The organism is Neorhizobium sp. CSC1952 (genome assembly GCF_030378245.1).
GTDB classification, from domain to species: Bacteria; Pseudomonadota; Alphaproteobacteria; order Rhizobiales; family Rhizobiaceae; genus Neorhizobium; species Neorhizobium oryzae_A.
This window is the reverse complement of record NZ_CP128416.1, coordinates 1,783,405-1,805,467: the sequence shown is the minus strand read 5'-3', so window position 1 is coordinate 1,805,467 and position 22,063 is coordinate 1,783,405. Positions and strand designations below refer to the sequence as shown.

At 62.6% G+C, this 22,063-nt stretch carries 23 protein-coding genes; 7 read left to right on the top strand and 16 right to left on the bottom strand.

Annotation, left to right across the window (positions count from 1 at the left end):
* Positions 1-2: 2 nt before the first annotated feature.
* From QTA58_RS09095 to QTA58_RS09055, 9 genes are all read right to left on the bottom strand, one after another.
* Complete coding sequence (locus QTA58_RS09095; RefSeq protein ID WP_289672518.1) at positions 3-737, bottom strand: nucleotidyltransferase family protein; 735 nt, start codon at positions 735-737, stop codon at positions 3-5.
* 22 nt (positions 738-759) lie between these two features.
* Positions 760-2,271: a tRNA (adenosine(37)-N6)-threonylcarbamoyltransferase complex ATPase subunit type 1 TsaE gene (gene tsaE / locus QTA58_RS09090; protein ID WP_289672517.1), complete on the bottom strand. Its 1,512-nt coding sequence runs from the start codon at positions 2,269-2,271 to the stop codon at positions 760-762.
* Positions 2,268-4,847: a PAS domain-containing sensor histidine kinase gene (locus QTA58_RS09085; protein ID WP_289672516.1), complete on the bottom strand. Its 2,580-nt coding sequence runs from the start codon at positions 4,845-4,847 to the stop codon at positions 2,268-2,270. Before QTA58_RS09085 ends, tsaE begins: the two co-directional genes overlap by 4 nt.
* 206 nt (positions 4,848-5,053) lie before the next feature.
* The gene (gene ahcY / locus QTA58_RS09080; protein ID WP_289672515.1) at positions 5,054-6,454 is read right to left on the bottom strand and encodes an adenosylhomocysteinase; all 1,401 of its coding nucleotides are present in this window, start codon (positions 6,452-6,454) and stop codon (positions 5,054-5,056) included.
* 169 nt (positions 6,455-6,623) lie between these two features.
* Complete coding sequence (locus QTA58_RS09075) at positions 6,624-6,902, bottom strand: HPr family phosphocarrier protein (protein WP_085421630.1); 279 nt, start codon at positions 6,900-6,902, stop codon at positions 6,624-6,626.
* Positions 6,903-6,915: 13 nt separating this feature from the next.
* Positions 6,916-7,317 (bottom strand): PTS sugar transporter subunit IIA, encoded by a 402-nt coding sequence (locus QTA58_RS09070; RefSeq protein ID WP_085421631.1) that lies wholly within the window; start codon positions 7,315-7,317, stop codon positions 6,916-6,918.
* Positions 7,318-7,442: 125 nt separating this feature from the next.
* Positions 7,443-7,907 carry a serine kinase gene (locus tag QTA58_RS09065; RefSeq protein WP_085421632.1) on the bottom strand — a complete coding sequence of 155 codons (465 nt, stop codon included), beginning with the start codon at positions 7,905-7,907 and terminating at the stop codon, positions 7,443-7,445.
* The gene (locus QTA58_RS09060) at positions 7,904-9,667 is read right to left on the bottom strand and encodes a sensor histidine kinase (protein ID WP_289673076.1); all 1,764 of its coding nucleotides are present in this window, start codon (positions 9,665-9,667) and stop codon (positions 7,904-7,906) included. Before QTA58_RS09060 ends, QTA58_RS09065 begins: the two co-directional genes overlap by 4 nt.
* 100 nt (positions 9,668-9,767) lie before the next feature.
* Complete coding sequence (locus tag QTA58_RS09055; protein ID WP_289672514.1) at positions 9,768-10,487, bottom strand: response regulator transcription factor; 720 nt, start codon at positions 10,485-10,487, stop codon at positions 9,768-9,770.
* A gap of 328 nt (positions 10,488-10,815) precedes the next feature.
* Here QTA58_RS09055 and QTA58_RS09050 point away from each other — a divergent pair, with 328 nt between their 5' ends.
* The 3 genes from QTA58_RS09050 to QTA58_RS09040 all read left to right on the top strand — a co-directional run bounded on the left by QTA58_RS09050 (position 10,816) and on the right by QTA58_RS09040 (position 13,626).
* A complete protein-coding gene (locus QTA58_RS09050) occupies positions 10,816-12,426 on the top strand; it encodes a phosphoenolpyruvate carboxykinase (RefSeq protein ID WP_289672513.1) in 1,611 nt (536 codons plus the stop codon).
* 152 nt (positions 12,427-12,578) lie between these two features.
* On the top strand, positions 12,579-13,013 hold the full coding sequence (gene arfB / locus QTA58_RS09045) for an alternative ribosome rescue aminoacyl-tRNA hydrolase ArfB (RefSeq protein ID WP_289672512.1): 435 nt from the start codon (positions 12,579-12,581) through the stop codon (positions 13,011-13,013).
* Position 13,014: 1 nt separating this feature from the next.
* On the top strand, positions 13,015-13,626 hold the full coding sequence (locus tag QTA58_RS09040) for an alpha-ketoglutarate-dependent dioxygenase AlkB (RefSeq protein ID WP_289672511.1): 612 nt from the start codon (positions 13,015-13,017) through the stop codon (positions 13,624-13,626).
* Positions 13,627-13,655: 29 nt separating this feature from the next.
* On the opposite strand, the gene coaA is transcribed toward QTA58_RS09040, so the two are convergent.
* Genes coaA through hisB form a run of 7 tightly spaced genes read right to left on the bottom strand, consistent with a single transcriptional unit; the run spans position 13,656 to position 18,332 of the window.
* A complete protein-coding gene (gene coaA, locus QTA58_RS09035; protein ID WP_289672510.1) occupies positions 13,656-14,645 on the bottom strand; it encodes a type I pantothenate kinase in 990 nt (329 codons plus the stop codon).
* Complete coding sequence (locus QTA58_RS09030) at positions 14,642-14,965, bottom strand: phosphoribosyl-ATP diphosphatase (RefSeq protein ID WP_085421637.1); 324 nt, start codon at positions 14,963-14,965, stop codon at positions 14,642-14,644. Before QTA58_RS09030 ends, coaA begins: the two co-directional genes overlap by 4 nt.
* Positions 14,966-14,983: 18 nt before the next feature.
* The gene (gene hisF / locus QTA58_RS09025) at positions 14,984-15,760 is read right to left on the bottom strand and encodes an imidazole glycerol phosphate synthase subunit HisF (RefSeq protein WP_289672509.1); all 777 of its coding nucleotides are present in this window, start codon (positions 15,758-15,760) and stop codon (positions 14,984-14,986) included.
* Positions 15,757-16,500 carry a 1-(5-phosphoribosyl)-5-[(5-phosphoribosylamino)methylideneamino]imidazole-4-carboxamide isomerase gene (gene hisA / locus QTA58_RS09020; protein ID WP_289672508.1) on the bottom strand — a complete coding sequence of 248 codons (744 nt, stop codon included), beginning with the start codon at positions 16,498-16,500 and terminating at the stop codon, positions 15,757-15,759. Before hisA ends, hisF begins: the two co-directional genes overlap by 4 nt.
* Positions 16,501-16,546: 46 nt before the next feature.
* Complete coding sequence (hisH, locus tag QTA58_RS09015) at positions 16,547-17,197, bottom strand: imidazole glycerol phosphate synthase subunit HisH (RefSeq protein WP_289672507.1); 651 nt, start codon at positions 17,195-17,197, stop codon at positions 16,547-16,549.
* Positions 17,197-17,703 (bottom strand): DUF2628 domain-containing protein, encoded by a 507-nt coding sequence (locus QTA58_RS09010; RefSeq protein ID WP_289672506.1) that lies wholly within the window; start codon positions 17,701-17,703, stop codon positions 17,197-17,199. Before QTA58_RS09010 ends, hisH begins: the two co-directional genes overlap by 1 nt.
* 20 nt (positions 17,704-17,723) lie before the next feature.
* Entirely contained in the window at positions 17,724-18,332 is a 609-nt protein-coding gene (gene hisB / locus QTA58_RS09005) for an imidazoleglycerol-phosphate dehydratase HisB (RefSeq protein ID WP_085421641.1), read from the bottom strand.
* A 207-nt stretch (positions 18,333-18,539) separates the two neighbouring features.
* Here hisB and hslV point away from each other — a divergent pair, with 207 nt between their 5' ends.
* The 4 genes from hslV (at position 18,540) to QTA58_RS08985 (ending at position 22,046) form a co-directional block, all read left to right on the top strand.
* A complete protein-coding gene (gene hslV / locus QTA58_RS09000) occupies positions 18,540-19,064 on the top strand; it encodes an ATP-dependent protease subunit HslV (RefSeq protein WP_085421642.1) in 525 nt (174 codons plus the stop codon).
* On the top strand, positions 19,051-19,596 hold the full coding sequence (locus tag QTA58_RS08995; RefSeq protein WP_289672505.1) for a GNAT family N-acetyltransferase: 546 nt from the start codon (positions 19,051-19,053) through the stop codon (positions 19,594-19,596). Before hslV ends, QTA58_RS08995 begins: the two co-directional genes overlap by 14 nt.
* A complete protein-coding gene (gene hslU / locus QTA58_RS08990) occupies positions 19,593-20,900 on the top strand; it encodes an ATP-dependent protease ATPase subunit HslU (RefSeq protein ID WP_085421644.1) in 1,308 nt (435 codons plus the stop codon). The genes QTA58_RS08995 and hslU overlap by 4 nt, the downstream gene beginning before the upstream one ends.
* A 210-nt stretch (positions 20,901-21,110) precedes the next feature.
* Positions 21,111-22,046, top strand: coding sequence for a DUF1402 family protein (locus tag QTA58_RS08985; protein WP_289672504.1), 936 nt, complete (start codon positions 21,111-21,113; stop codon positions 22,044-22,046).
* The last annotated feature ends 17 nt before the right edge of the window (positions 22,047-22,063 follow it).

Below are 22,063 nucleotides of genomic sequence, written 5' to 3'. Positions count from 1 at the left end.
CCTCAGGCCTCCGCCATGTGGCGTGCGATCACCGCTTCGGCTTCCGGCAGCGCCTCCGGCGTGCCGACGGTGATCCACTGCCCGTCCATCACAAGGCCGTAGAGCCGGCCACTTTCGATCGCCCTGTCGAAATAGACGTTGAGGTTGAAGGCATCTGCCGGTGCGTCATCCAGGAGCGACGAGTGCATGACGATCGCGCCGGCATAGACGACCGGATTGTCGCCGCCCTCCCTGTAGCGGAAAAGCCGTCCGTCCGGATCGAGCTGAAAATCCTTTTTGCCGTTATGGCCGGTGGTGCGATCGAGCGGCACGCAGAGCAGCGCCATGTCCATCCTCGGCGGATCGAAGAATTCGGCAAGGCGCTCCAGATTGGTCTTTTCGCCGGGTCTTTCGCCGATCCAGAAAAGGTCGGCATTCATCACATAGGCGAGGCCGGGATGGAGAAGTTTCAATCCCCTGGCAAGTCCGCCGCCGGAATTCATCAGGGCGGCCCGCTCGTCGGAAACCAGGATCTCCATGCGGGGATAGGCTTTTAGATGCGCTTCCATCCGGTCCGCGAAATGGTGCACGTTGACCGCCGCGCGCGTGACGCCCGCATCGGCCAATGCGTCGAGTGCATAGTCGATCATCGGCTTGCCGGCGACGGGCACCAGCGGCTTCGGCATCGTATCGGTGATCGGACGCAAACGGGTGCCGAGACCCGCAGCGAGCACCATGGCCTGATGAATGGTCGTCATGGCTCCCGTTTTAGAGCCCTGCTCACGATTCGGGTAGCTCTATTCCGGTTTTCAGGCACCATTCCCGCAAGGGAGCGAGCGCCTCGTGCTGCAATGCCGTGGACAGATAACGGAGCGTGCGCGGCATATGTTTCAGATAGCCGGGCTTTCCGTCGCGCTGCAGCAGCCGCACCCAGAGGCCGGCAAGCTTGCAGTTTCGCTGCGCCGCCATGATCGCCCAGGCCTTCAGAAAAGCCTTCTCGTCGAAGGGGCCGAGCGAACGGCGCAGCGTCACGTAATCCACCATCATCTGGTCGGCGAGCGGTTTGGGGATGTCCACCCGCGCGTCCTGCACGATGGAGGCGAGGTCATAGGCCGTGGGACCGATCATCGCGTCCTGGAAGTCGATCAGCCCGACGCGTCGGACACCGGATTCCTGCGGCCGCCAGATGATGTTCGGCGAATGGAAATCGCGGAGCAGCAGGTTCTTCTCGGCGCTTTCGAGTTCGCGGATCAGGCCGTCCCAGATGGCGAGATAGTCCTGGCGCTCCTCTTCGGTCGCCTGCGTGCCGCGTTTCCAGGGCAGGTGCCAGTCGAGGAGCAGCCGCGCCTCCATCTTCATCGCCGTCGGATCGAAATCGGGAATGTGGTGGACATGGGTCTTTCCGACCGGCAGATCCTGCTTCATCTCGTGGCTGTGCAGGAAAGCGAGGCAGACGACGCTTTCGCGGTAACGTTCCGGGATCGGTCGGCCCTCGGCGTCGAGAACGCCTTCTTCGCCGAGATTCTCGATCAGCAGGATGCCCTGACCGTAATCCACATGCAGGACCTCCGGCGCCGCAAGCCCCATCTCGCGCAGATAACTGGCGATCGCCACGAAGGGGTAGGCATCTTCTGCGAGATGCGCGACTTTTGGGTAGGGTTTCCCGTCGAGGACTGGCGGGCCTTCCGGCGGCTTCGGCCAGTCCATCAGGATCAGCGTTTCGCCGGCGGCCGTCCTGACCTTCTCATAGGCGCGCAACGAGGCATCGCCGGTCAGGAAGCGGCGGCGGGCGCCCCTGTAGCCGTGCTTGTCGAGAAATTCGCGGATCGCCAGCGTGCGGCGGATGCGCTTCATCCGGGCATCCGGTCCGGCAATCGTCGCCGTCCGGCCGCTGCCCTGGTGCTCGAACCTCAGCGAGATGCGCGTGTCAGGCAACAGGTCTTCCGCCATTTCCGGCCATTCCACCAGGCATATGCCATTGGAAAGCGCCTCGTCGAAACCGAGTTCATCGAGTTCGGAAGCATCGCCGAGGCGGTAGAGATCGAAATGCGCGGCGGGAATCCTTAGGTCGTAGCTCTGCACAAGCGTGAAGGTCGGGCTCGGCACTTCGAGCTCGTCGTCATCGGCAAGCGCCCGGAGGAGGGCACGCGCCATGGTCGATTTGCCGGCGCCGAGATCGCCGGACAGGGCGAGGCAATCGCCCGTCTTCAGCGCAAGCGCCAGATCTTCGCCGAGAAGAACTGTTTCGGCTTCATCCGCGAGCGTCAGGGTAATGGTCGTATCGCCGTTCATTCTGCGGCTACCGAGCGCGCCGTCGTCGCGCTCGGAATGCGGCAGGTGACGGTCGTGCCAAAGCCCGGCCTGCTGTCGATCGTCACTTCGCCGTGGTGCAGGTTTACGAAGCTCTCGACGATCGAGAGGCCGAGGCCTGCGCCGCTGCGCTTGCCGCCCTTGGCGCTGGAGGAGAAGCGGTCGAACACGGTCTTCAGGACATCTTCCGGAATGCCCGGCCCCTTGTCCGTGACGGAGAAGAACACGTCGTCATGGGTGCGCCAGCAGGTGAGCGTGATAGCGGAACCTTCCGGCGCGAAATTGGCGGCATTCGTGAGCAGCTTGAGGAGGATCTGCTTCAGCCGCTGATGATCGGCGACGATCGTGCCAAGCCCGGCCGGCGCGGTGATCGCGAGCGTCACGCCGTTCTCGTGCAGGCGGTCGGCGATCTGCATCGCCACCTCGTCGAGCAGGTCGTCGATCGCGAGTTCCGAATAGTGGAGCTGCATGATGCCGGCGTCGACGGTCGCAAGATCGAGGATATCGTTGACGATCGTCAGCAAGACGGAGGAAGAGGTGGAGATGTGATCCACATATTCCGCCTGCCGCTCGTTCAGCGGCCCGACGCCGGGGGTCTTCAGGAGATCGGTGAAGCCGATGATGTTGGTAAGCGGCGAACGCAGTTCGTAGGAAACGTGCTGGACGAAATCGTTCTTGATCTCGTCGGCCTTCTGCAAGGCTTCGTTCTTTTCCTTGAGCGCCCGCTCCGCGCGCGCGCTCGCCGTCATGTCGACGAAGGTCAGCATGGTCTGGGCGTTCGGCAGCGGGGTCACGGCATAATCGAGGATCAGGCCGGAATAGAGCTCGAACGTCCCCTGTAGCGAGGGCCGTTCGTCGTCGAAATTGGTGAGCATCTGGCCGAAACGGCGCCAGCCGTCCGCCTTGTCGTAGGACGGCGCGCAGGCCGTCTCGATGGCCTTGATATGGGTGCCCGGCTTCGCCTCCTCGGCGGTAATGCCCCAGAGCGCCCGGAAGGCCGGATTGGAGAGGCGGATGCGCCCGTCCGGGCCGAAGACGGCGACGCCTTCGGAAAGATGGTCGATCGTCTCGCCCTGTACTTTGACAAGCGTGTTGTAGCGGGTCTCGAGATCCACCTGTTCGGTGAGGTTCTCGAACACCCAGGTGGCGCCGCCTTGCGGATGAGCTGTCGCGATCACGCGCAGCGTCTGGCCGTTCGGCAGGTGCCAGAGATTGGTCTGGGTATCCGGTGCCCGGTAGACGGAAAGGGCGGTTTCCTTCCAGCTCCGCCAGTTGAGCTGCTCCGGCAGCTTGCCCTCGCTGCGCAGCTTATCGAGCAGCTCGCTGTTGTCGGGCTTGGATTCCAGGAAAGGAAGGGAGAGGTTCCAGAGCTGCACGAAGGCCTGGTTGTAGAATTGCAGCCGGCGCTCGCCGTCGAAGATGGCGACCGGCGTCGCCAGATGGTCGAGGGTCTCGGCATGGCTCTTGAGCGTGCGCTTGAGTTCCTCGCGCACCGCCTCCGCTTCCGAAACATCGATCGCCATGCCGGCCGAACCGCCGGGCACCACGACATCGACGACATCGAACATGGTGCGATTGCCGTGAACCACCGTGGAAATGCGGTCATGGAACGGCGATGTGGAGGTCGCCGCCGCCTTGATCTTTTCGCGCGCGATCGTGCCGAGGAATTCGCGCTCCTCGTCGATTGCCTGCGCTGGCGCCGAAGCTTCCACCGCATCGCCATAGGCATGGTTCACCCAGGCGAGCTTGCCTTGCGCATCGCGGCGCCAGACCGGCTGCTCGATCGCATCGAGCAGCGAATGGAAAAGCGCGATCGAATGCGTCAGCCGTTCGCGTTCGATCTTCAGTTCGGCAAGCTCGGCGCGGAGATTGTTGAGCGCGATGAAGCGGATGAAGGCCTTGCCGCCGGAAACCCGGCCCTGGACCTCCAGAATCTCGTCGCGAAAGGTCTCGACCACCATGTCGAACGAGCGCGCCTGGCTCCGGAGCAGTTCGATCGACCTTTCAAGCTCTCCGGCGGACGTGCCGCGCAGCCAGCGGCCGAAGGCGAGGAAATCGCGATCCTCCTGCGGGGCGCCGGTCTCGGGCGGGAGCTGGCCCAGGAATTCCGGCTTGGAGAAGCCGCTTTCCCAGACGACGATGCGCCGGTTCTTGTCGGCGATCAGGGCTTCGTATTTCGATATGCGCTGCTGCGCGTCGGAAAGCGCGCTGCGCATTTCCTGCGTCTCGGCTTCCATATTGCCGCGCTGACGCACCAGCCAGACGGCGGACAGCAGGGCAGCGCCGAGGGCGCCCATCACCACCGACGACACGATCACTTCCGTGGAGGAAAAAAGCCGAGCGGCCGGATTGCCCGATGGCTGCGCGATTGCCGCCGTCGCGAGCCCGCAAATGGCTGTGCCCGAAAGAAAGGCGCTGCCGAAGCGCGCAAGACGGCCGAACCTTCCGGCTGTCGCATCGCCGCCCGGAGCCCCGGAAGCGGATCGCGAAACCGGAGTTCCAGCTCCGTCGCAAGAGGGGTCGGCCTGCTTGAACAGGCTCGTTTTTTTTACCGACATGCCCGGTCTGTCTCCGTCCAATTGCCGCTCATCGACAAGACATACCATTCCGCGCCTTGCCCGGAACCGACGCTCCGGCAGGCGCGAATCAACCTCGAAACAATACCTGCTGAGGGAATCGCCGGGAAGGGAGGCGCCCAAAAAAGAAGCCGCAGCCTTTTGTCAAGGCTGCGACTACCATATCTTGTGGATTAACCGGCTAGCGATTAGTACCGGTAGTGTTCCGCCTTGAACGGACCCTGCTGCGAGACGCCGATATAGGCAGCCTGTTCGTCGGACAGCTCCGTCAGCTTTACGCCGAGCTTGGCGAGATGCAGGCGCGCGACCTTTTCGTCGAGGTGCTTCGGCAGGATATAGACCTCGTTCTTGTACTGGCCCTGCTTGGTGAAGAGCTCGATCTGCGCCAGCGTCTGGTTGGTGAACGAGGCGGACATCACGAAGGACGGATGGCCGGTGGCGTTGCCGAGGTTGAGCAGACGGCCTTCGGACAGAAGGATGATGCGGTTGCCCTTCGGGAACTCGATCATGTCGACCTGCGGCTTGACGTTGGTCCACTTGAGGTTCCGGAGAGCCGCGACCTGGATCTCGTTGTCGAAGTGGCCGATATTGCCGACGATCGCCATGTCCTTCATCGCGCGCATGTGCTCGATGCGGATGACGTCCTTGTTGCCGGTCGTGGTGATGAAGATGTCGGCGGTCGAAACGACGTCCTCGAGAACGACGACTTCGAAACCGTCCATGGCGGCCTGCAGCGCGCAGATCGGGTCGACTTCGGTGACCTTGACGCGGGCGCCGGCGCCGGCAAGCGAAGCAGCCGATCCCTTGCCCACGTCGCCGTAACCGCAGACGACCGCGACCTTGCCGGCCATCATCACGTCGGTGCCGCGGCGGATGCCGTCGACCAGCGATTCCTTGCAGCCGTACTTGTTGTCGAATTTCGACTTGGTGACCGAGTCGTTGACGTTGATGGCCGGGAAGGGCAGCAGGCCCTTCTTGGAGAGTTCATAGAGGCGGTGGACGCCGGTCGTGGTTTCTTCGGTGACACCCTTGATCGCGTCGCGCTGCTTGGTGAACCAGCCCGGCGAAGCCTGGAGGCGCTTCTTGATCTGCGCGAAGAGGATTTCCTCTTCTTCCGAACCGGGATTGGACAGCACGTTCTCGCCGGCTTCGGCGCGGGCGCCGAGCAGGATGTACATCGTGGCGTCACCGCCGTCGTCGAGGATCATGTTGGAGAAGCCGCCATCGGCCCACTGGAAGATCTTGTCGGTATATTCCCAGTATTCGGTGAGCGACTCGCCCTTGACGGCGAAGACGGGGATGCCGGCAGCGGCGATCGCGGCGGCGGCATGGTCCTGCGTCGAGAAGATGTTGCACGAAGCCCAGCGGATTTCAGCGCCGAGTTCCCTGAGCGTCTCGATCAGGACGGCCGTCTGGATGGTCATGTGGAGCGAGCCCGAGATGCGGGCGCCCTTCAGCGGCTTCGATTCCCCGAATTCGGTGCGGCAGGACATCAGGCCCGGCATTTCGGTTTCGGCGATGTCGAGTTCCTTGCGGCCGTAGGCGGCAAGATTGATGTCCGCGACGACGTAATCCTTCTCAGTGCTCATAAAGCTCTCCAAGCGTTCGGTGGCGCCTTCTCCGCGGAAGACCGGCGGACGTGGCAAGGCCCGCCCTGACAGGCGGAAGCTGGCCAGCGGTTTAGCAGGCTTCCTGCAAGCTGGCAACGGGATATAAAGAAGTCTTTATATCTTTATGTCCGTGGAAGGTTAAGGGTGCTCAGGCCTCTTCGCCGAATTTGTTGGCGACGAGCTGTTCGAGCGCGTCCAGCGCTTCGGTGGCCTGGCTGCCGCTCGCGGAGACTTCGATCGTGCAGCCGGTGCTGGCCGCGAGCATCATGAGGCCCATGATCGAGTTGCCGCCGACGGTCGTGCCGTCGCGGGAAACGGTGATCTGTGCGTCGAAACCTTCGACCATCTGCACGAATTTGGCGGAGGCACGGGCGTGGAGACCGCGTTTGTTGACGATCAGGAATTCACGGGTGAGGGGGGATGACATCCGGTTCGGGTTCTCATTTGCCGCTTAATACGCGGCTTGCGACATTGATGTATTTCCGACCCGCTTCGGAAGCCTCGACAAGCGCCTTGTCCATATTGTTGTCGCTGCGCACGCCGGCCAGCTTGATCAGCATCGGCAGGTTCATGCCGGCGATGACCTCGGTCTTGCCGCTGTCCATGACGGAAATGGAAAGGTTGGAGGGAGTGCCGCCGAACATGTCGGTGAGGATGATGACGCCGCTGCCGTCGTCTGCCCGGGCAACGGCATCGACGATGTCCTGCCGCCGCTGATCCATGTCGTCTTCGGGGCCGATCGATACGGTCTCGATGAATTTCTGGGGCCCGACGACATGCTCCACGGCATGACGAAATTCCTCAGCCAGCTTGCCATGGGTGACAAGCACAAGTCCGATCATGAAAACTGCCCCCTGCTATGGAAACTCGCGGCCATTATCGCATTGCAACAAAGCCGTCCAGCGGTGGGAAGCCATCTTCTCCAAGTAGAATTGAAGTGCAAGTCAAAAAACAGGCTCCCGGATGATCAAAACGGCATCTCGCCGTGAAAACCGGGTGCCAAAGCGGCGAGAATGGCCAGGGGATCGGGTGCTCCTTGCCATATCCGCAGAAGGGGAAGCCCGCCGAGGCCGGAGACGGAAAACCGCTCGTCTTGGGGAGGGAGGCGATCGCTTTCGGGCAGCGAGACGACTTCGACCGCGAGGTCCAGCACCGCCGCCGGCACGCTTTCGACGGTCGCAATGCCGCTGCCGCGCAACTCGATCAGACCGGCGATGGATTCCGGCCGGCTGGCGAGGAGCCGGCCGCCGTGGCCGGAGATCAGGACCTGGTCGTCGGCGACAAGGGCGGCAAACGCTCCCTGCCGTTTCGCCGACGCGATGCAGGAGAAGGCAAGCATGGACTTGCCGCTGCCGGAAGGCCCGGTGAACAGGATGCCCCTGGTGCCGATGACGACCGCCGTGCCGTGGACATTGACGGCGTCCGGGCTCATGGGGTTTCGCCGCCGGGCAGCGACAGCGTGAAGCGGGCTCCGGCCAAGGCGCCGGTCTTCGGATCATGCAGGTTCTCGGCTCGGAGCGAACCGCCGTGGGCTTCGGCGATCTGCCGGCTGATCGACAGGCCGAGGCCGGAATTCTGCCCGAAACTCTCCCCTTCCGGCCGATCCGTATAGAAGCGTTCGAAGATGCGGTCGATATCTTCCGCCTGAATGCCGGGGCCGTTGTCGTCCACCGTGATCGTGACGCGGTCCTTCACCCGCGACAGCCGGATCGAGATGCGGCCGCCTTTTTCGGGCACGAAGGACCGGGCATTCTCGATGAGATTGGTGATGATCTGGCCGAGGCGCAGGTCGTGGCCGTTGACGAGATAGGCCGATTTGCTGCCGCCCTTGCCGTCGACCGCGAGCTCGATTTCCACCGGCTTGCGCCCGGTGCGGATCTGCCGGGAAATGTCGACGAGATTGCCGAGCAGGCTTTCCATGTCCACCGGCGAGGAGTCGGAGCGGGCGAGCTCCGCATCGAGCCGCGAGGCGTCGGAAATGTCGCTGATGAGGCGGTCGAGACGGCGCACATCATGGAAGATGATCTCCGTCAGCCGCCGTTTCGACTCGTCCGACTTGGCGAGCGGCAGGGTTTCGACCGCGCTGCGGAGCGATGTGAGCGGATTCTTGAGCTCGTGGCTCACATCGGCGGCGAAACTTTCGATCGCGTCGATCCGGTCGTAGAGCGCCGTGGTCATTTCGCGAAGCGCGATGGAGAGGTTGCCGATCTCGTCCTGGCGATAGGAGAAGTCCGGGATCTCCTCGCGCTGCTTGGCGCCGCGCCTGACCCGGATCGCCGCCGCTGCGAGACGCCGCAGCGGATTGGCGATCGTCGAGGACAATAGCAGCGAAAGCAGGATGTTGACGAGCGTCGCCACGCCGAAGACGCGCATGATGGCGAGCCGCTCCGCATGCACGATCTTGTCGATATCGCCGGCCTGGGTCGACAGGAGAAGCACGCCGAGCACGGCGCGGAAACGCTGAATTGGCACGGCGACCGAGACGATCAGCTCGCCGCGCTCGGTCACGCGCACCAGGGCGCCGCGAACGCCGGTGAGCGCGTTCATGACTTCCGGATAGATGGAGCCGTCGCCGCCCGGCGCTTCCTTGTAGACCGGCAGGTTGCCGGGCTGCAGAAGGCGGTTGAAAAGCCCCGCGAACCAGTCGCTCCAGGTCTGGGATTCGTTTTCCACCGGCGGCAGGTCGAAGCGCAGCACCTGGCCGCGCGAATAGAGATGGCGGGAATCCAGCAGCAGGTTGGCGTCGGCATCGAAGATGCGGGCGCGGGTGCGGGTGGGCGAGATGAGGCGACGCAGGACCGGTGCCACGCGCTCCGGATCGATCGGGAAATCGAGGTCCTCGTCGTTCGGCACCGGCGTGATGCTTTGGCCTGCCTGAAGTTCCAGAAGCTTCTGCGGATCGATGGTGATCGAATTGGTATCGACGGAGGCGGAGGCGGAGATCGCGCCTGCGATGATTTCGCCCTGCGTCAGGAGGCTTTCGACGCGCGCGTCGATCAGTCCCTCGCGGAACTGGTTGAGGTAGAGAATACCGGCGACGAGCACCACCGTCGCGGCGATGTTGAAGAACAGGATGCGGCGGGTGAGGCTCGAAAAGACGGCGTGGCCGAAGACCCTGCGGATGAGCGTGAAAGGCCGCGACCAGAACCGCCGCGGCGCGCGGCGGATCTCGGCCTTCTCGATTCCGGCCATTTCGCTGTCGAACGTCTGATCTGCCACTGCGGTCCTTCCACCGGATCAGTTTATCCCCGATCCGGCCGTGGCCTCAAGTTAAGCTTTCGCAAGGAGCCGGTCAGGCAGCCTCGCGGAAGCGATAGCCAACGCCGTAGAGCGTTTCGATCATGTCGAAGTCGCCGTCAACCATTTTGAACTTCTTGCGCAGCCGCTTGATGTGGCTGTCGATCGTACGGTCGTCCACATAGACCTGCTCGTCGTAAGCCGCATCCATCAACGCGTCGCGGCTTTTGACCACGCCCGGCCGCTGCGCCAGCGAATGCAGGATCAGGAACTCGGTCACCGTCAGCGTCACGGGCTCACCCTTCCAGGTGCAGGTATGACGCTCCTGGTCCATGAGGAGCTGGCCGCGCTCCAATGTTCGGGCCGCCTGTTGGTCCGGCACCGTCTTCGTGCCGCCGACTTGCGCATCGCGGCTGCCCGCGCGGCGCAGGATCGCCTTCACCCGTTCCACCAGCAGTCGCTGGGAGAAAGGCTTGGTGATGAAATCATCCGCACCCATCTTCAGCCCGAACAGCTCGTCGATTTCCTCATCCTTGGAGGTGAGGAAGATCACCGGCAGGTCGGATTTCTGCCGCAGCCGGCGCAGCAGCTCCATTCCGTCCATACGCGGCATCTTGATATCGAAGATCGCCAGTTGCGGGGGACGGGCAACCAGCCCGTCGAGGGCGGAGGCGCCGTCCGTATAGGTTTCGACCTTGTATCCTTCCGCTTCCAGTGCGATCGACACCGACGTCAGGATGTTGCGGTCGTCATCTACGAGCGCGATTGTCTGCATACTCTCCGTCTCCGTCACCATTTATGCGCATCTCCTGGAATCACCCCAGCCCAGGCGCCATAAGCCGACGCGCTTCTTGAGTATAAAGGTGGAACAAATTGTGGCAAAGTTAAAGGGGCGGCCTACGGTCGCATCATTTAGGCCTTCATATTGCGCCATCCCGGATGAGGATCAAAAAAGTTCCTAAACCGATTTAAAGAGGAATAAAGTTTTTTAAATCGATTAATTAATTGATATTATTAAACAATTCCATGCCTCCCTCTTGCCCTTTCAGAATTCTGTCATTAATTTCGCAGCACGTTCAACGGTTAGCGGAAGGAATGCGCGCATGGAGGAGTTTGGACTTCACAACCCGTCCAATGGGTTAGCGGCGATCGGTCTCGGCGGGGTGTCGCGCGTCAATTACAACCTTTCCGAGGTCGAGCTTTACGAGGAAGCCATTCGCCGCGGTGAAGCCGATGTCACTGCCGACGGCGCGCTGCGGGCGATCACCGGCCAGCATACGGGCCGTTCTCCGAAGGACAAATTCGTCGTCCGGGACGCCGATACCGAAAACCGGATCTGGTGGGACAACAACAAGCCCATGTCGCCGGAACATTTCGAAGTGTTGCGGAAGGACATGCTGGCGCATGCGGCGGGCAAGACGCTCTATGTGCAGGACCTGATCGGCGGCGCCGACGAGGAAAACGCCCTGCCGACCCGGGTGGTCACGGAGCTTGCCTGGCACGCGCTCTTCATCCGCAACCTTCTGATCCGCCCGAACCGCGACACGCTGACGGGCTTCCGGCAGAAGCTGACGATCATCAACCTGCCGAGCTTCAAGGCCGATCCCGCCCGCCACGGCTGCCGCACCGAGACGGTGATCGCCTGCGACCTGACGAACGGCCTGGTCCTGATCGGCGGCACGTCCTATGCGGGCGAGAACAAGAAGTCCGTCTTCACCGTTCTCAACTACCTGCTGCCGGCCAAGGGCGTCATGCCGATGCATTGCTCGGCCAACCTCGGCAAGGACGGGGATTCGGCCGTCTTCTTCGGCCTTTCGGGCACCGGCAAGACGACGCTTTCGGCCGACCCGAACCGCACGCTGATCGGCGACGACGAGCACGGCTGGGGCGAGAACGGCATCTTCAACTTCGAGGGCGGCTGCTACGCCAAGGCGATCAAGCTTTCGGCCGAGGCCGAGCCGGAAATCTATGCCGCAACCCGCCGTTTCGGCACCGTGCTCGAAAACGTCGTTCTCGATGAAAACCGCGTGCCGGATTTCAACGACGGCTCGCTGACGGAAAACACCCGCAGCGCCTATCCGCTGCACTTCATTCCGAACGCGTCCGATACCGGCCTTGCGCCGCATCCGAAGACGATCATCATGCTGACCGCCGATGCCTTCGGCGTCATGCCGCCGATCGCCAAGCTGACGCCGGAACAGGCCATGTACCACTTCCTTTCCGGCTATACCGCCAAGGTCGCCGGCACGGAAAAGGGCGTGACCGAACCGGAAGCCACGTTCTCGACCTGCTTCGGCGCCCCGTTCATGCCGCGCCATCCGGCCGAATACGGCAACCTGCTCAAGGAGCTGATCGCCCGTCACGGCGTCGATTGCTGGCTGGTCAACACCGGCTGGACCGGCGGCGCCTACGGCATCGGCCGCCGCATGCCGATCAAGGCGACCCGCGCTCTTCTGGCGGCCGCACTGAACGGCAGCCTCAACAACGCGGAATTCCGCATCGATCCGAATTTCGGCTTCGCAGTGCCGGTTGCCGTCGAGGGCGTCGACAATTCCATCCTCGACCCGCGCTCGACCTGGGCGGACGGTGCCGCCTACGACGCCCAGGCCCGGAAGCTGGTGTCGATGTTCATCGCGAATTTCGAGAAGTTCGAAAATCACGTCGACAGCAAGGTCCGCGACGCCGCCCCGGGCTTGCTCGTCGCCGCCGAATAGTTCGCATTAAGGATTCACGTGAAACCGCCGGCCCTCGCGCCGGCGGTTTTCTTTTGGGCGGCTTTGTGGGAAAAGATGCGGCCTGCCGTTACCGCTCGAATATGGATGCGAGTTTCGGGCGGCATGCGCCTCAGGAAAACGATCAGACCGCCATGGCCAGCAATCCCCTCGTCATCAACAGCCGCATCACCATTGCAGGATGGGAGCTGACCGAGCAATTCGTGCTGGCGGGCGGCCCGGGCGGCCAGAACGTCAACAAGGTATCGACCGCCGTCCAGCTTTTCTTCGATATCGCCGGTTCTCCGTCGCTGCCCGATCGCGTCAAGCAGAATGCCATCAGGCTCGCCGGAAAACGGGTGTCGAAGGAAGGCGTGCTGATGATAGAGGCGAACCGTTCCCGCAGCCAGGAGCGCAATCGCGAGGAGGCGCGCGAGCGGCTGAAGGAACTGATCCTCGAAGCCGCCAAGCCGCCACCGCCGCCGCGCAAGGCCACCAAGCCGACGAAAGGTTCGGTCGAGCGCCGGCTGAAGGAGAAATCCGGCCGCTCGGAGGTGAAGAAGATGCGCGGCCGCCCGACGGGAGAGTGAATTGGCGACGCTTGCGAATGGCATCCGGCATCTGCCCGGCTATCTCGATCGCGCGGCGCAGGAGCGGCTGGTCGGGCTGATCCGCGGCATCGTCACGGAAGCGCCCCTGTACGTGCCCGAGATGCCCGGCACCGGCAAACCCATGTCGGTGCGCATGACCAATTGCGGTCCGCTCGGCTGGGTGACCGACAAGGAGAAGGGCTATCGCTATCAATCCTTCCATCCGGCGACGAAGAAACCCTGGCCGGCCATGCCGGAAGAACTGCTTGATCTCTGGCAAAAGCTTGCCGGCTATACGAAGCCGCCGGAGGCCTGCCTGATCAATTTCTATTCCGACGATGCGAAGATGGGCCTGCACCAGGACAGGGACGAGACCGACCTCGCAGCGCCCGTACTATCCATCTCGCTCGGCAACAGCTGCCTTTTCCGGGTGGGCGGGCTCGACCGCAAGGGTCCGACCGGTTCGTTCCGGCTGTCGAGCGGGGATATCGTCATTCTAGGCGGAGACGGGCGCCTGGCTTTTCACGGCGTCGACCGCATCTACCCCGGCACCTCGACGCTTCTCAGGAACGGCGGCCGCATCAACCTCACGCTGCGCCGGGTCAACAGCTGAGCCGAACCCCGATAGCCGGGAATGGATCGCTACAGTTTTCGCAGCGAAACGGTTTCGACCAGATGGTTGCGGCCCTTGCGCAGGATGAGATCGGCGCGCGGCCTGGTCGGAACGATATTCTGCCGGAGATTCTTGAGGTTGATGTTTTCCCAGAGCCCCTCGGCGACGGCGCGCGCCGCGTCCGCGTCGATCGCGGCATATTTCTTAAAGTAGGAGGTCGGATCGCGGAAAGCGGTCTGGCGCAGCTTCATGAAGCGCTGGACGTACCAGTTGTGGATCTGCTCCTCGTCGGCATCGATATAGATCGAGAAATCGAAGAAGTCCGAGACGATCGGCACGATCTTGCCGTCCGCCGGAAGCGCCCGCGACTGCAGCACGTTGATGCCTTCGAAAATCAGGATGTCCGGCCGGTCGACCAGCGTGAACTCGTCCGGCAGCACGTCGTAGGTGAGGTGCGAATAGCGCGGCGCCTTGACGTTCGGTTCCCCGGCCTTGATGGCGGAGAGGAAGCGTAAAATGGCGCCGACGTCGTAGCTTTCCGGAAAACCCTTCCGCTCCATGAGGTTTTCGCGATGGAGCACGGCATTCGGATAGAGAAACCCGTCGGTGGTGATGAGATCGACCTTCGGGCTGGAAGGCCAGCGGGCAAGCAGTTCTTTCAGGATGCGGGCGGTCGTCGATTTGCCGACCGCGACCGAACCGGCGATGCCGATGATGAAAGGCGTCTTTGCGACGTTCGAAAGGCTGAGGAAACGGTTCCTCTGCTGGAAGAGCAGCTGGGATGCCTCCACATGCGAGGAGAGCAGGCGCGAGAGCGAAAGATAGATCCGCCGCACCTCTTCCAGATCGATCGGGTCGTCCAGGGAACGCAGCCGCGCGACCTCGTCGGCGGTGAGCGTCAGCGGCGTATCGGCACGGAACTTGGCCCACTCTTCCGCGGTGAAGTGATGGTAGGGGGAATAATATTCCGTACTGCTGCCCACGGTATCCGGCATCTCAGGTTGAGTTACGACGTTCATGATGTCTGCCGGCTCGCCTTTTCCTGAAGACCGGACTGGCCGGTTCTCCTCTGGAGTTCATCCAGTACATCCTGTAGCGGCACGGCCGCGATATTCAAGACGACCAAAAGATGATAGAGCAGGTCCGCGCTCTCCGCCGTCAGATTCCGGCGATCCTGCTTGATGGCCGCGATGACGGTTTCGGTTGCTTCTTCGCCGAGCTTCTTGGCCGCCTTTTCCTGGCCGGCGGCAACAAGCTTGGCCGTCCAGGATTCCTCCGGCGAAGCCTGGGCTCTCGTCGCGACGATCCGCTCCAGGTCGTTCAAGGAAAATTCACTCATAACGCTCTTCCCGCTCGTTCAGTCGAGCCGCATGGCGATCCCGCGTTCCGCCATATAATGCTTTGCCTGGCCCACCGTATAGGTGCCGAAGTGGAAAATCGAGGCGGCGAGAACGGCAGTCGCATGGCCTTCCGTGATGCCCGCGACCATATCGTCCAGCGTGCCGACGCCGCCAGACGCAATTACCGGCGCCCGGACGCTGTCGGCGATCGCCCGCGTGAGGCCGAGATCGTAGCCGCTCTTCGTGCCGTCGCGGTCCATCGAGGTGACGAGCAGCTCGCCGGCGCCGCGTTCGACCATCTTCACCGCGAATTCGACCGCGTCGATTCCCGTGGGGGTGCGTCCGCCATGGGTGAATATCTCCCAGCGGTCCGTCTCGCCGGAGGCCGAGACCTTCTTGGCGTCGATCGACACGACGATGCACTGGTTGCCGAACTTGTCGGCGGCTTCGGCCACGAAATCCGGATTGCTGACCGCCGCCGAATTGATGGAGACCTTGTCGGCACCGGCAAGCAGCAGCTTGCGGATATCGGCGATGGTGCGCACCCCGCCGCCGACGGTGAGCGGCATGAAGCAGTGCTCGGCGGTGCGGGCGACGACGTCGAAAATCGTCTCGCGATTGTCGGAGGAGGCGGCGATATCGAGGAAGCAGAGCTCGTCGGCACCGGCGGCGTCATAGGCTTTCGCGGCCTCTACGGGGTCACCGGCATCGATGAGATCGACGAAATTGACACCCTTGACGACGCGACCGTCTTTCACGTCCAGGCAGGGGATAACACGGGCTTTGAGGGTCATGCTGCACGTCCTTGCCTGCTGCGGATCAGCGCCAGCGCTTCCTGGGGGTCGATGCGGCCGTCATAGAGCGCGCGGCCGGAAATCGCGCCTTCCAGCCGTGCCGCGTCGGGCTCCAGCATGCGGCGGATGTCGTCGAGGGAGGCGAGCCCGCCGGATGCGATGACGGGAATGGAGACGGCATCGGCGAGCTCCAGCGTCGAGGCCCAGTTGATGCCGGCAAGAATGCCGTCGCGGTCGATATCCGTATAGATGATCGCCGAAACCCCGGCGCCTTCGAACTTCCTCGCGAGCTCGATGACGCCGAGTTCTGAAGCTTCCGCCCAGCCCTCGACCGCCACCTTGCCGCCCTTGGCGTCGATGCCGACGGCGACCTTGCCCGGAAACTTCCTGCAGGCCTCGACGACCAGCGCCGGATCGCGCACGGCCACGGTGCCGAGGATGACGCGGGCAAGGCCGCGCGCCAGCCAGTTTTCGATGTGATCGAGGGTACGGATGCCGCCGCCGAGCTGGACCGGGTTCTTCGTGGCTTTCAGGATGGCATCGACGGCAGCGCCGTTGACACTCTCGCCGGCGAAGGCACCGTTGAGATCGACCACATGCAGCCATTCGAAGCCCTGGTCCTCGAAAGCCTTTGCCTGGGCGGCGGGATCGGGATTGTAGACGGTCGCCTGGTCCATGTCGCCGAGCTTCAGGCGAACGCATTGCCCGTCTTTGAGGTCGATTGCAGGAAATAGGATCATTCTGTTTTCGAGTCCTTGGCAGTCTGCGCGAGCCGGGTTTTCTTCCTCAGGGCTTCCAGCGCAGGAAATTGGAGATGAGTGCAAGACCTAATGCCTGGCTTTTCTCAGGGTGAAATTGCGAGCCGGCCATGTTGTCGCGCCCGACGAAGGCGGTCATCGCTCCGCCGTATTCGGTGGTTGCGATCACGTCGTGCCGGTGTTTTGCGGCAAGATGGTAGGAATGCACGAAATAGGCGTGCAGACCGTCGGGTCCCGTCGGGATGCCGTCGAAGAGCGGGTGCGGGTGGTGCAGGTCGAGCGTGTTCCAGCCGATCTGCGGGATTTTCAGGTCCGGATCGCTCGGCGTCATCTCGACGACATCGCCCTCGATCCAGCCGAACCCTTTGGTGACCGTCTTTTCGAGCCCGCGCGACGACATGAGCTGCATGCCGACGCAAATGCCGAGGAAAGGACGGCCCTTGTGCTCGACGACGTCGATGACGGCCTCCCGCATGCCGGGCACGGCATCGAGGCCGGCGCGGCAATCGGCATAGGCGCCGACGCCGGGCAGCACTATCCGGTCGGCGGTCGCCACAGCATCCGCCTTGTCGGTGAGATCGATCACGGCGTCGATGCCGGATTCGCGGGCGGCCCGTTCGAAGGCCTTGGTCGCGGATCTGAGGTTGCCGGATCCGTAGTCGATGATTGCGACGCGCATCAGCGTCCTCCTTGATGGTCGAAAAGGCCGAGATGCGGCTCATTCCAGCCCTTGGGCAAGCCGGCGGCGGGCGGCTTTGCCTGCTTTGCCCAACCGGCCGAAGCCGGCAGCTGTTGTTTTTCCGGCTGCGGCAGGCCGGAGAAGTAAATCTCCTCCGCCGTATCGAGGTTCGGTGCGAAAATCACCGTTTCCAGGGTCCATCCGCGGCGAACCAGCGCTTCGGAGCGATAATGTCGGCCTTCGAAGGCGACGAGCAGACCGACCGCCAGCCCCAGAAGGATACCAGCAATCTCGAATTCCGGCATGCGCACCAGGAAACCGCTCAGCCCTTGCAGGAGAAATACGACGAACCCGGCGAGCCAGAGCCGGTTCCAGAGGAGCCAGACCCAGGGAAAGAAGAACGCCGTCCACGAAAACCCGTCCGGCAGGACGAGTGTCGAGCGGTGATCCCTGTCCGGGGCCCGTGTCGGATCGTCGGGAGGCGTCAGAACGAGATAGCTTCTCAAGGAATTTCTCCCGGAAGCGGTTAGACCAGCATTCCCTTCGTGGAGGGGACGCGATTGGCCTGCCGCGGATCGATTTCGGTTGCCGTGCGCAAGGTCCGCGCCACGGCTTTGAAGCAGGTCTCGGCGATATGATGGTTGTTGGCGCCGTAATGGTTCAGCACATGCAGCGTGATGCCGGCATTCTGGGCGAAGGCCTGGAAAAACTCGCGCACCAGTTCGGTATCGAACGTACCGATCTTCGGCGCGCTGAAAGCGACGTTCCAGACGAGGAAAGGCCGGCCGGAAACGTCGATCGCCGCCTTGGTCATGGTTTCGTCCATGGCAAGATCGAGCGAGGCGTAGCGAGTGATGCCGCGGCGGTCGCCGAGCGCCTTGGAAATCGCCTGGCCGAGCGCAATGCCGGTGTCCTCCACCGTGTGGTGGTCGTCGATATGCAGATCACCCTTCACGGCGATATCCATGTCGATGAGCGAATGGCGCGAAAGCTGGTCCAGCATATGGTCGAAGAAGCCGACGCCCGTCGAAATCTTGGCCGTGCCGGTGCCGTCGAGGTTGACGGAAACGGAGACGGAGGTTTCGTTGGTCTTGCGGGAAATGCTTCCCGTGCGCGCGACTGTCGTTTCGCCCATAAGGGTCTGCTCCATGCTGAGGACCGGGTTCCGGCCCTGGATCACGGCTCCTTATCAGGGGCCAAGCCAAATATCCAGCAAAAGCCGGGCATTTTGTCCGGCGGCGTATCGCAAGATTGCATTCGGCCAAGCTCCTCTTACATAGGGCTCAACGAGGCCGGCAAGTGCCTCCAACCCATGCCCCCGATGGGGCCAGACAGGTGCCGAATGACAACGATTATTACTGTTCGCAAGGGCGGCAAGGTGATCATGGCCGGAGATGGCCAGGTGAGCCTTGGCCAGACCGTGATGAAGGGCAACGCCCGCAAGGTGCGCCGCATCGGCAAGGGCGAGGTGGTCGCCGGGTTCGCCGGCGCGACGGCGGACGCCTTCACGCTGCTCGACAGGCTGGAAAAGAAGCTCGAACAATATCCGGGCCAGCTCATGCGCGCGGCCGTCGAGCTCGCCAAGGACTGGCGCACGGACAAATATCTCCGCAACCTCGAAGCGATGATGCTGGTCGCCGACAGGTCGATCACGCTTGCGGTCACCGGCAACGGCGACGTTCTCGAGCCGGAACACGGAACCATGGCGATCGGCTCCGGCGGCAATTTCGCCTATGCGGCCGCGCGCGCCATGATGGACACCGACAAATCGGCCGAGGAGATCGCAAGGCAGGCACTCGATATCGCCGCCGACATCTGCGTCTACACAAATCATAATCTCGTGGTGGAAGAGCTTGACGCCGATTGATCCCGCCCGAATTGGTTTCAAGCCGGTAGAGCCGGCCCATTACCCGCTGCTTCTCCGGTGGCTGAACGAGGCGCATATGCTGGAATGGTGGGGTGATCCGGACGAAGAGCTTGGCTTCATCAAGGACATGGTGGAGGGGAAGGATACAACGCGACCCTTTATCTTCACGCTCGATGCCGAGCCGGTCGGTTACATCCAGTACTGGTTCCTGGGCCATCACCAGAACGACGAATGGACACGGGACAATCCCTGGCTGCTCGAACTGCCGTCCGACGCGATCGGCGTCGATCTTTCGATTGGCGATGCCGGCAAGCTCTCGGCGGGGATCGGTTCTGCGGCTTTGAGCGCCTTTGCCGCCATTCTTCGCAACCTCGGCCACGAGACCATTGTCATAGACCCTGATCCTGCCAATGTTCGTGCGGTTCGCGCTTATTCCAAGGCCGGGTTCCGGACTGTTCCCGAACTCGAAGGCCGAACCGGCAACGACGTGCTGATCATGCAATACGATCCGAAAGCGAACGAGATATCATGACCAATTTTTCCCCCCGAGAAATCGTCTCCGAACTTGACCGGCACATCATCGGCCAGCACGACGCCAAGCGCGCCGTGGCGATCGCGCTCCGCAACCGCTGGCGCCGCCAGCAGCTGGACGAGAGCCTGCGCGATGAAGTCATGCCGAAGAATATCCTGATGATCGGCCCGACCGGCGTCGGCAAGACGGAGATCTCCCGCCGCCTGGCAAAGCTCGCCGGCGCCCCTTTCATCAAGGTCGAGGCGACCAAGTTCACCGAGGTCGGCTATGTCGGCCGGGACGTGGAGCAGATCATCCGCGATCTCGTCGAGATCGGCATCGGCCTCGTGCGCGACAAGAAGCGTGCCGAAGTGCAGGCCAAGGCGCATATGAGCGCCGAGGAACGCGTCCTGGACGCGCTGGTCGGCTCGACCGCTTCGCCCGCCACCCGCGAAAGCTTCCGCAAGAAGCTCAGGGCGGGCGAGTTGGACGACAAGGAGATCGATATCGAGGTGGCCGATACCGGTTCGGGCATGCCTGGCTTTGAAATCCCCGGCATGCCGGGCGCCAATATCGGCGTGCTGAACCTGTCCGAGATGTTCGGCAAGGCCATGGGCGGCCGCACCAAGAAGGTCCGCACCACGGTCGAGAAGTCCTATGGCGAGCTGATACGCGACGAATCCGACAAGCTGATCGACAACGAGGTCATCCAGCGCGAAGCGGTACATGCGGTCGAAAACGACGGCATCGTCTTCCTGGACGAAATCGACAAGATCGCCGCCCGCGACGGCGGCATGGGCGCCGGCGTCTCCCGCGAAGGCGTGCAGCGCGATCTGCTGCCGCTCGTCGAAGGCACGACGGTTTCCACCAAATACGGGCCGGTGAAGACGGATCACGTCCTCTTCATCGCTTCCGGCGCCTTCCATGTCGCCAAGCCCTCGGATCTTCTGCCGGAGCTGCAGGGCCGCCTGCCGATCCGCGTCGAACTGAAACCGCTGACGAAGGAGGATTTCCGCCGCATCCTGACGGAGACGGAGGCAAGCCTCATCCGCCAGTACAAGGCGCTGATGGGAACGGAGGAGCTGACGCTCGAATTCACCGAGGACGCGATAGACGCGCTGGCGGACGTGGCCGTGCACCTCAACTCCTCGGTGGAGAATATCGGCGCCCGCCGCCTGCAGACCGTCATGGAACGCGTGCTGGACGAGATTTCGTTCAGCGCTCCGGATCAGGGCGGCACATCGGTCACGATCGACGCGGAATATGTGCGCAGGCATGTCGGCGATCTCGCCGCTGATACCGACCTGTCGCGCTACATTCTCTAAGGACGAACGTGGCAGCCGGGCAACGTCCGGCTGCCGTTCATTGGAATCTGACGGGATTTTGAATATCGTCGTCTCGACACGGAGCTTATGCTTCACGTAAGGGAGACGCGTTTTCATGGAAATGGCCGCCTCCCAAGACCTGAGTCGGTCGGAATGGCTGCAAGCATCTCCTGCCGGCGATCGGCATACGAAATCCTGGACACGCAAATCTTGAAACGCCTTCTTCTCGCATTTCTTCTTGTCGTCGCGACATCCGCGGCCTCTTCCGCTTTCGCGGGCGGCCTCGTCATGGTGCCGGAAGGCAACCGGCACGCGGAACAGCCGAAAGTGCCCGGCGCCTCGATGCGCCGCACGCGCGCGGCGCGTTCGACGTTCGACGACAAATATGAGAAGATCCGCGACCTGCTTGCGAGCGACAGGAGGTTGATCGCCAAGATCAAGGCGACGGCGGCCGATTACGGCATCGATCCGATCCATATGATCGGCGCGATCGTCGGCGAGCATACCTACAATGTGGATGCCTACGACCGGCTGCAGACCTACTACGTCAAGGCGGCCGCCTATGCGGGCAACAGCTTCCGTTTCGGCTATGGGGACGAAACCATCGGAGATTTCCTCGCCCGGCCGGAATTTGACCGGTGCGGCGATCTTTCCGACTCCTACAGGCTCTGGACCTGCCGCGAAAATGTCTGGGAAAAGAGCTTCAGGGGCCGCGCCGTCGGCGGAAAATCCTTCCCCGACAACCGTTTCAGCGCCGTTTTCTTCCAGCCCTTCTACGCCGGCCAGACCTTCGGCCTCGGCCAGGTCAATCCACTGACGGCGCTCATGCTGTCCGACATGGTGGCGAAGACATCCGGTTATCCGAAACTCGACGAGAACAAGGCCGCGGCGGTCTACGACGCGATCATGGATCCGGACAAGTCGCTCGCCTATATGGCTGCCAATATCCGCCGCGCGATCGACGACTACAAGACCATTGCGGGCATGGATATCTCTCACAATCCGGGCGTCACGGCGACGCTTTACAACACCGGCGGCTCGGCTGCCCGCGCCGCGGCTCTCAAGGCGAGAGGCGGCCTGCCGGAGGAAAACTATTACGGCTGGCTGGTCAACGACAAGATTGCCGAGTTGAAATCCCTTCTTTGAAGGCTGATATTCGTCCC

What these genes read in the sequence shown, in the direction of transcription:
- QTA58_RS09065 (WP_085421632.1), bottom strand. Translation starts at nt 7,907, where the DNA reads ATGAGCCCGGACGCCGTCAATGTCCACGGCACGGCGGTCGTCATCGGC.
- QTA58_RS09085 (WP_289672516.1), bottom strand. Translation starts at nt 4,847, where the DNA reads ATGTCGGTAAAAAAAACGAGCCTGTTCAAGCAGGCCGACCCCTCTTGC.
- QTA58_RS09055 (WP_289672514.1), bottom strand. Translation starts at nt 10,487, where the DNA reads ATGCAGACAATCGCGCTCGTAGATGACGACCGCAACATCCTGACGTCG.
- hisF (WP_289672509.1), bottom strand. Translation starts at nt 15,760, where the DNA reads ATGACCCTCAAAGCCCGTGTTATCCCCTGCCTGGACGTGAAAGACGGT.
- QTA58_RS09070 (WP_085421631.1), bottom strand. Translation starts at nt 7,317, where the DNA reads ATGATCGGACTTGTGCTTGTCACCCATGGCAAGCTGGCTGAGGAATTT.
- hisB (WP_085421641.1), bottom strand. Translation starts at nt 18,332, where the DNA reads ATGGGCGAAACGACAGTCGCGCGCACGGGAAGCATTTCCCGCAAGACC.
- QTA58_RS09075 (WP_085421630.1), bottom strand. Translation starts at nt 6,902, where the DNA reads ATGTCATCCCCCCTCACCCGTGAATTCCTGATCGTCAACAAACGCGGT.
- QTA58_RS09030 (WP_085421637.1), bottom strand. Translation starts at nt 14,965, where the DNA reads ATGAGTGAATTTTCCTTGAACGACCTGGAGCGGATCGTCGCGACGAGA.
- coaA (WP_289672510.1), bottom strand. Translation starts at nt 14,645, where the DNA reads ATGAACGTCGTAACTCAACCTGAGATGCCGGATACCGTGGGCAGCAGT.
- ahcY (WP_289672515.1), bottom strand. Translation starts at nt 6,454, where the DNA reads ATGAGCACTGAGAAGGATTACGTCGTCGCGGACATCAATCTTGCCGCC.
- hslV (WP_085421642.1), top strand. Translation starts at nt 18,540, where the DNA reads ATGACAACGATTATTACTGTTCGCAAGGGCGGCAAGGTGATCATGGCC.
- hisA (WP_289672508.1), bottom strand. Translation starts at nt 16,500, where the DNA reads ATGATCCTATTTCCTGCAATCGACCTCAAAGACGGGCAATGCGTTCGC.
- arfB (WP_289672512.1), top strand. Translation starts at nt 12,579, where the DNA reads ATGGCCAGCAATCCCCTCGTCATCAACAGCCGCATCACCATTGCAGGA.
- QTA58_RS09050 (WP_289672513.1), top strand. Translation starts at nt 10,816, where the DNA reads ATGGAGGAGTTTGGACTTCACAACCCGTCCAATGGGTTAGCGGCGATC.
- QTA58_RS09060 (WP_289673076.1), bottom strand. Translation starts at nt 9,667, where the DNA reads ATGGCCGGAATCGAGAAGGCCGAGATCCGCCGCGCGCCGCGGCGGTTC.
- tsaE (WP_289672517.1), bottom strand. Translation starts at nt 2,271, where the DNA reads ATGAACGGCGATACGACCATTACCCTGACGCTCGCGGATGAAGCCGAA.
- hisH (WP_289672507.1), bottom strand. Translation starts at nt 17,197, where the DNA reads ATGCGCGTCGCAATCATCGACTACGGATCCGGCAACCTCAGATCCGCG.
- QTA58_RS09095 (WP_289672518.1), bottom strand. Translation starts at nt 737, where the DNA reads ATGACGACCATTCATCAGGCCATGGTGCTCGCTGCGGGTCTCGGCACC.
- hslU (WP_085421644.1), top strand. Translation starts at nt 19,593, where the DNA reads ATGACCAATTTTTCCCCCCGAGAAATCGTCTCCGAACTTGACCGGCAC.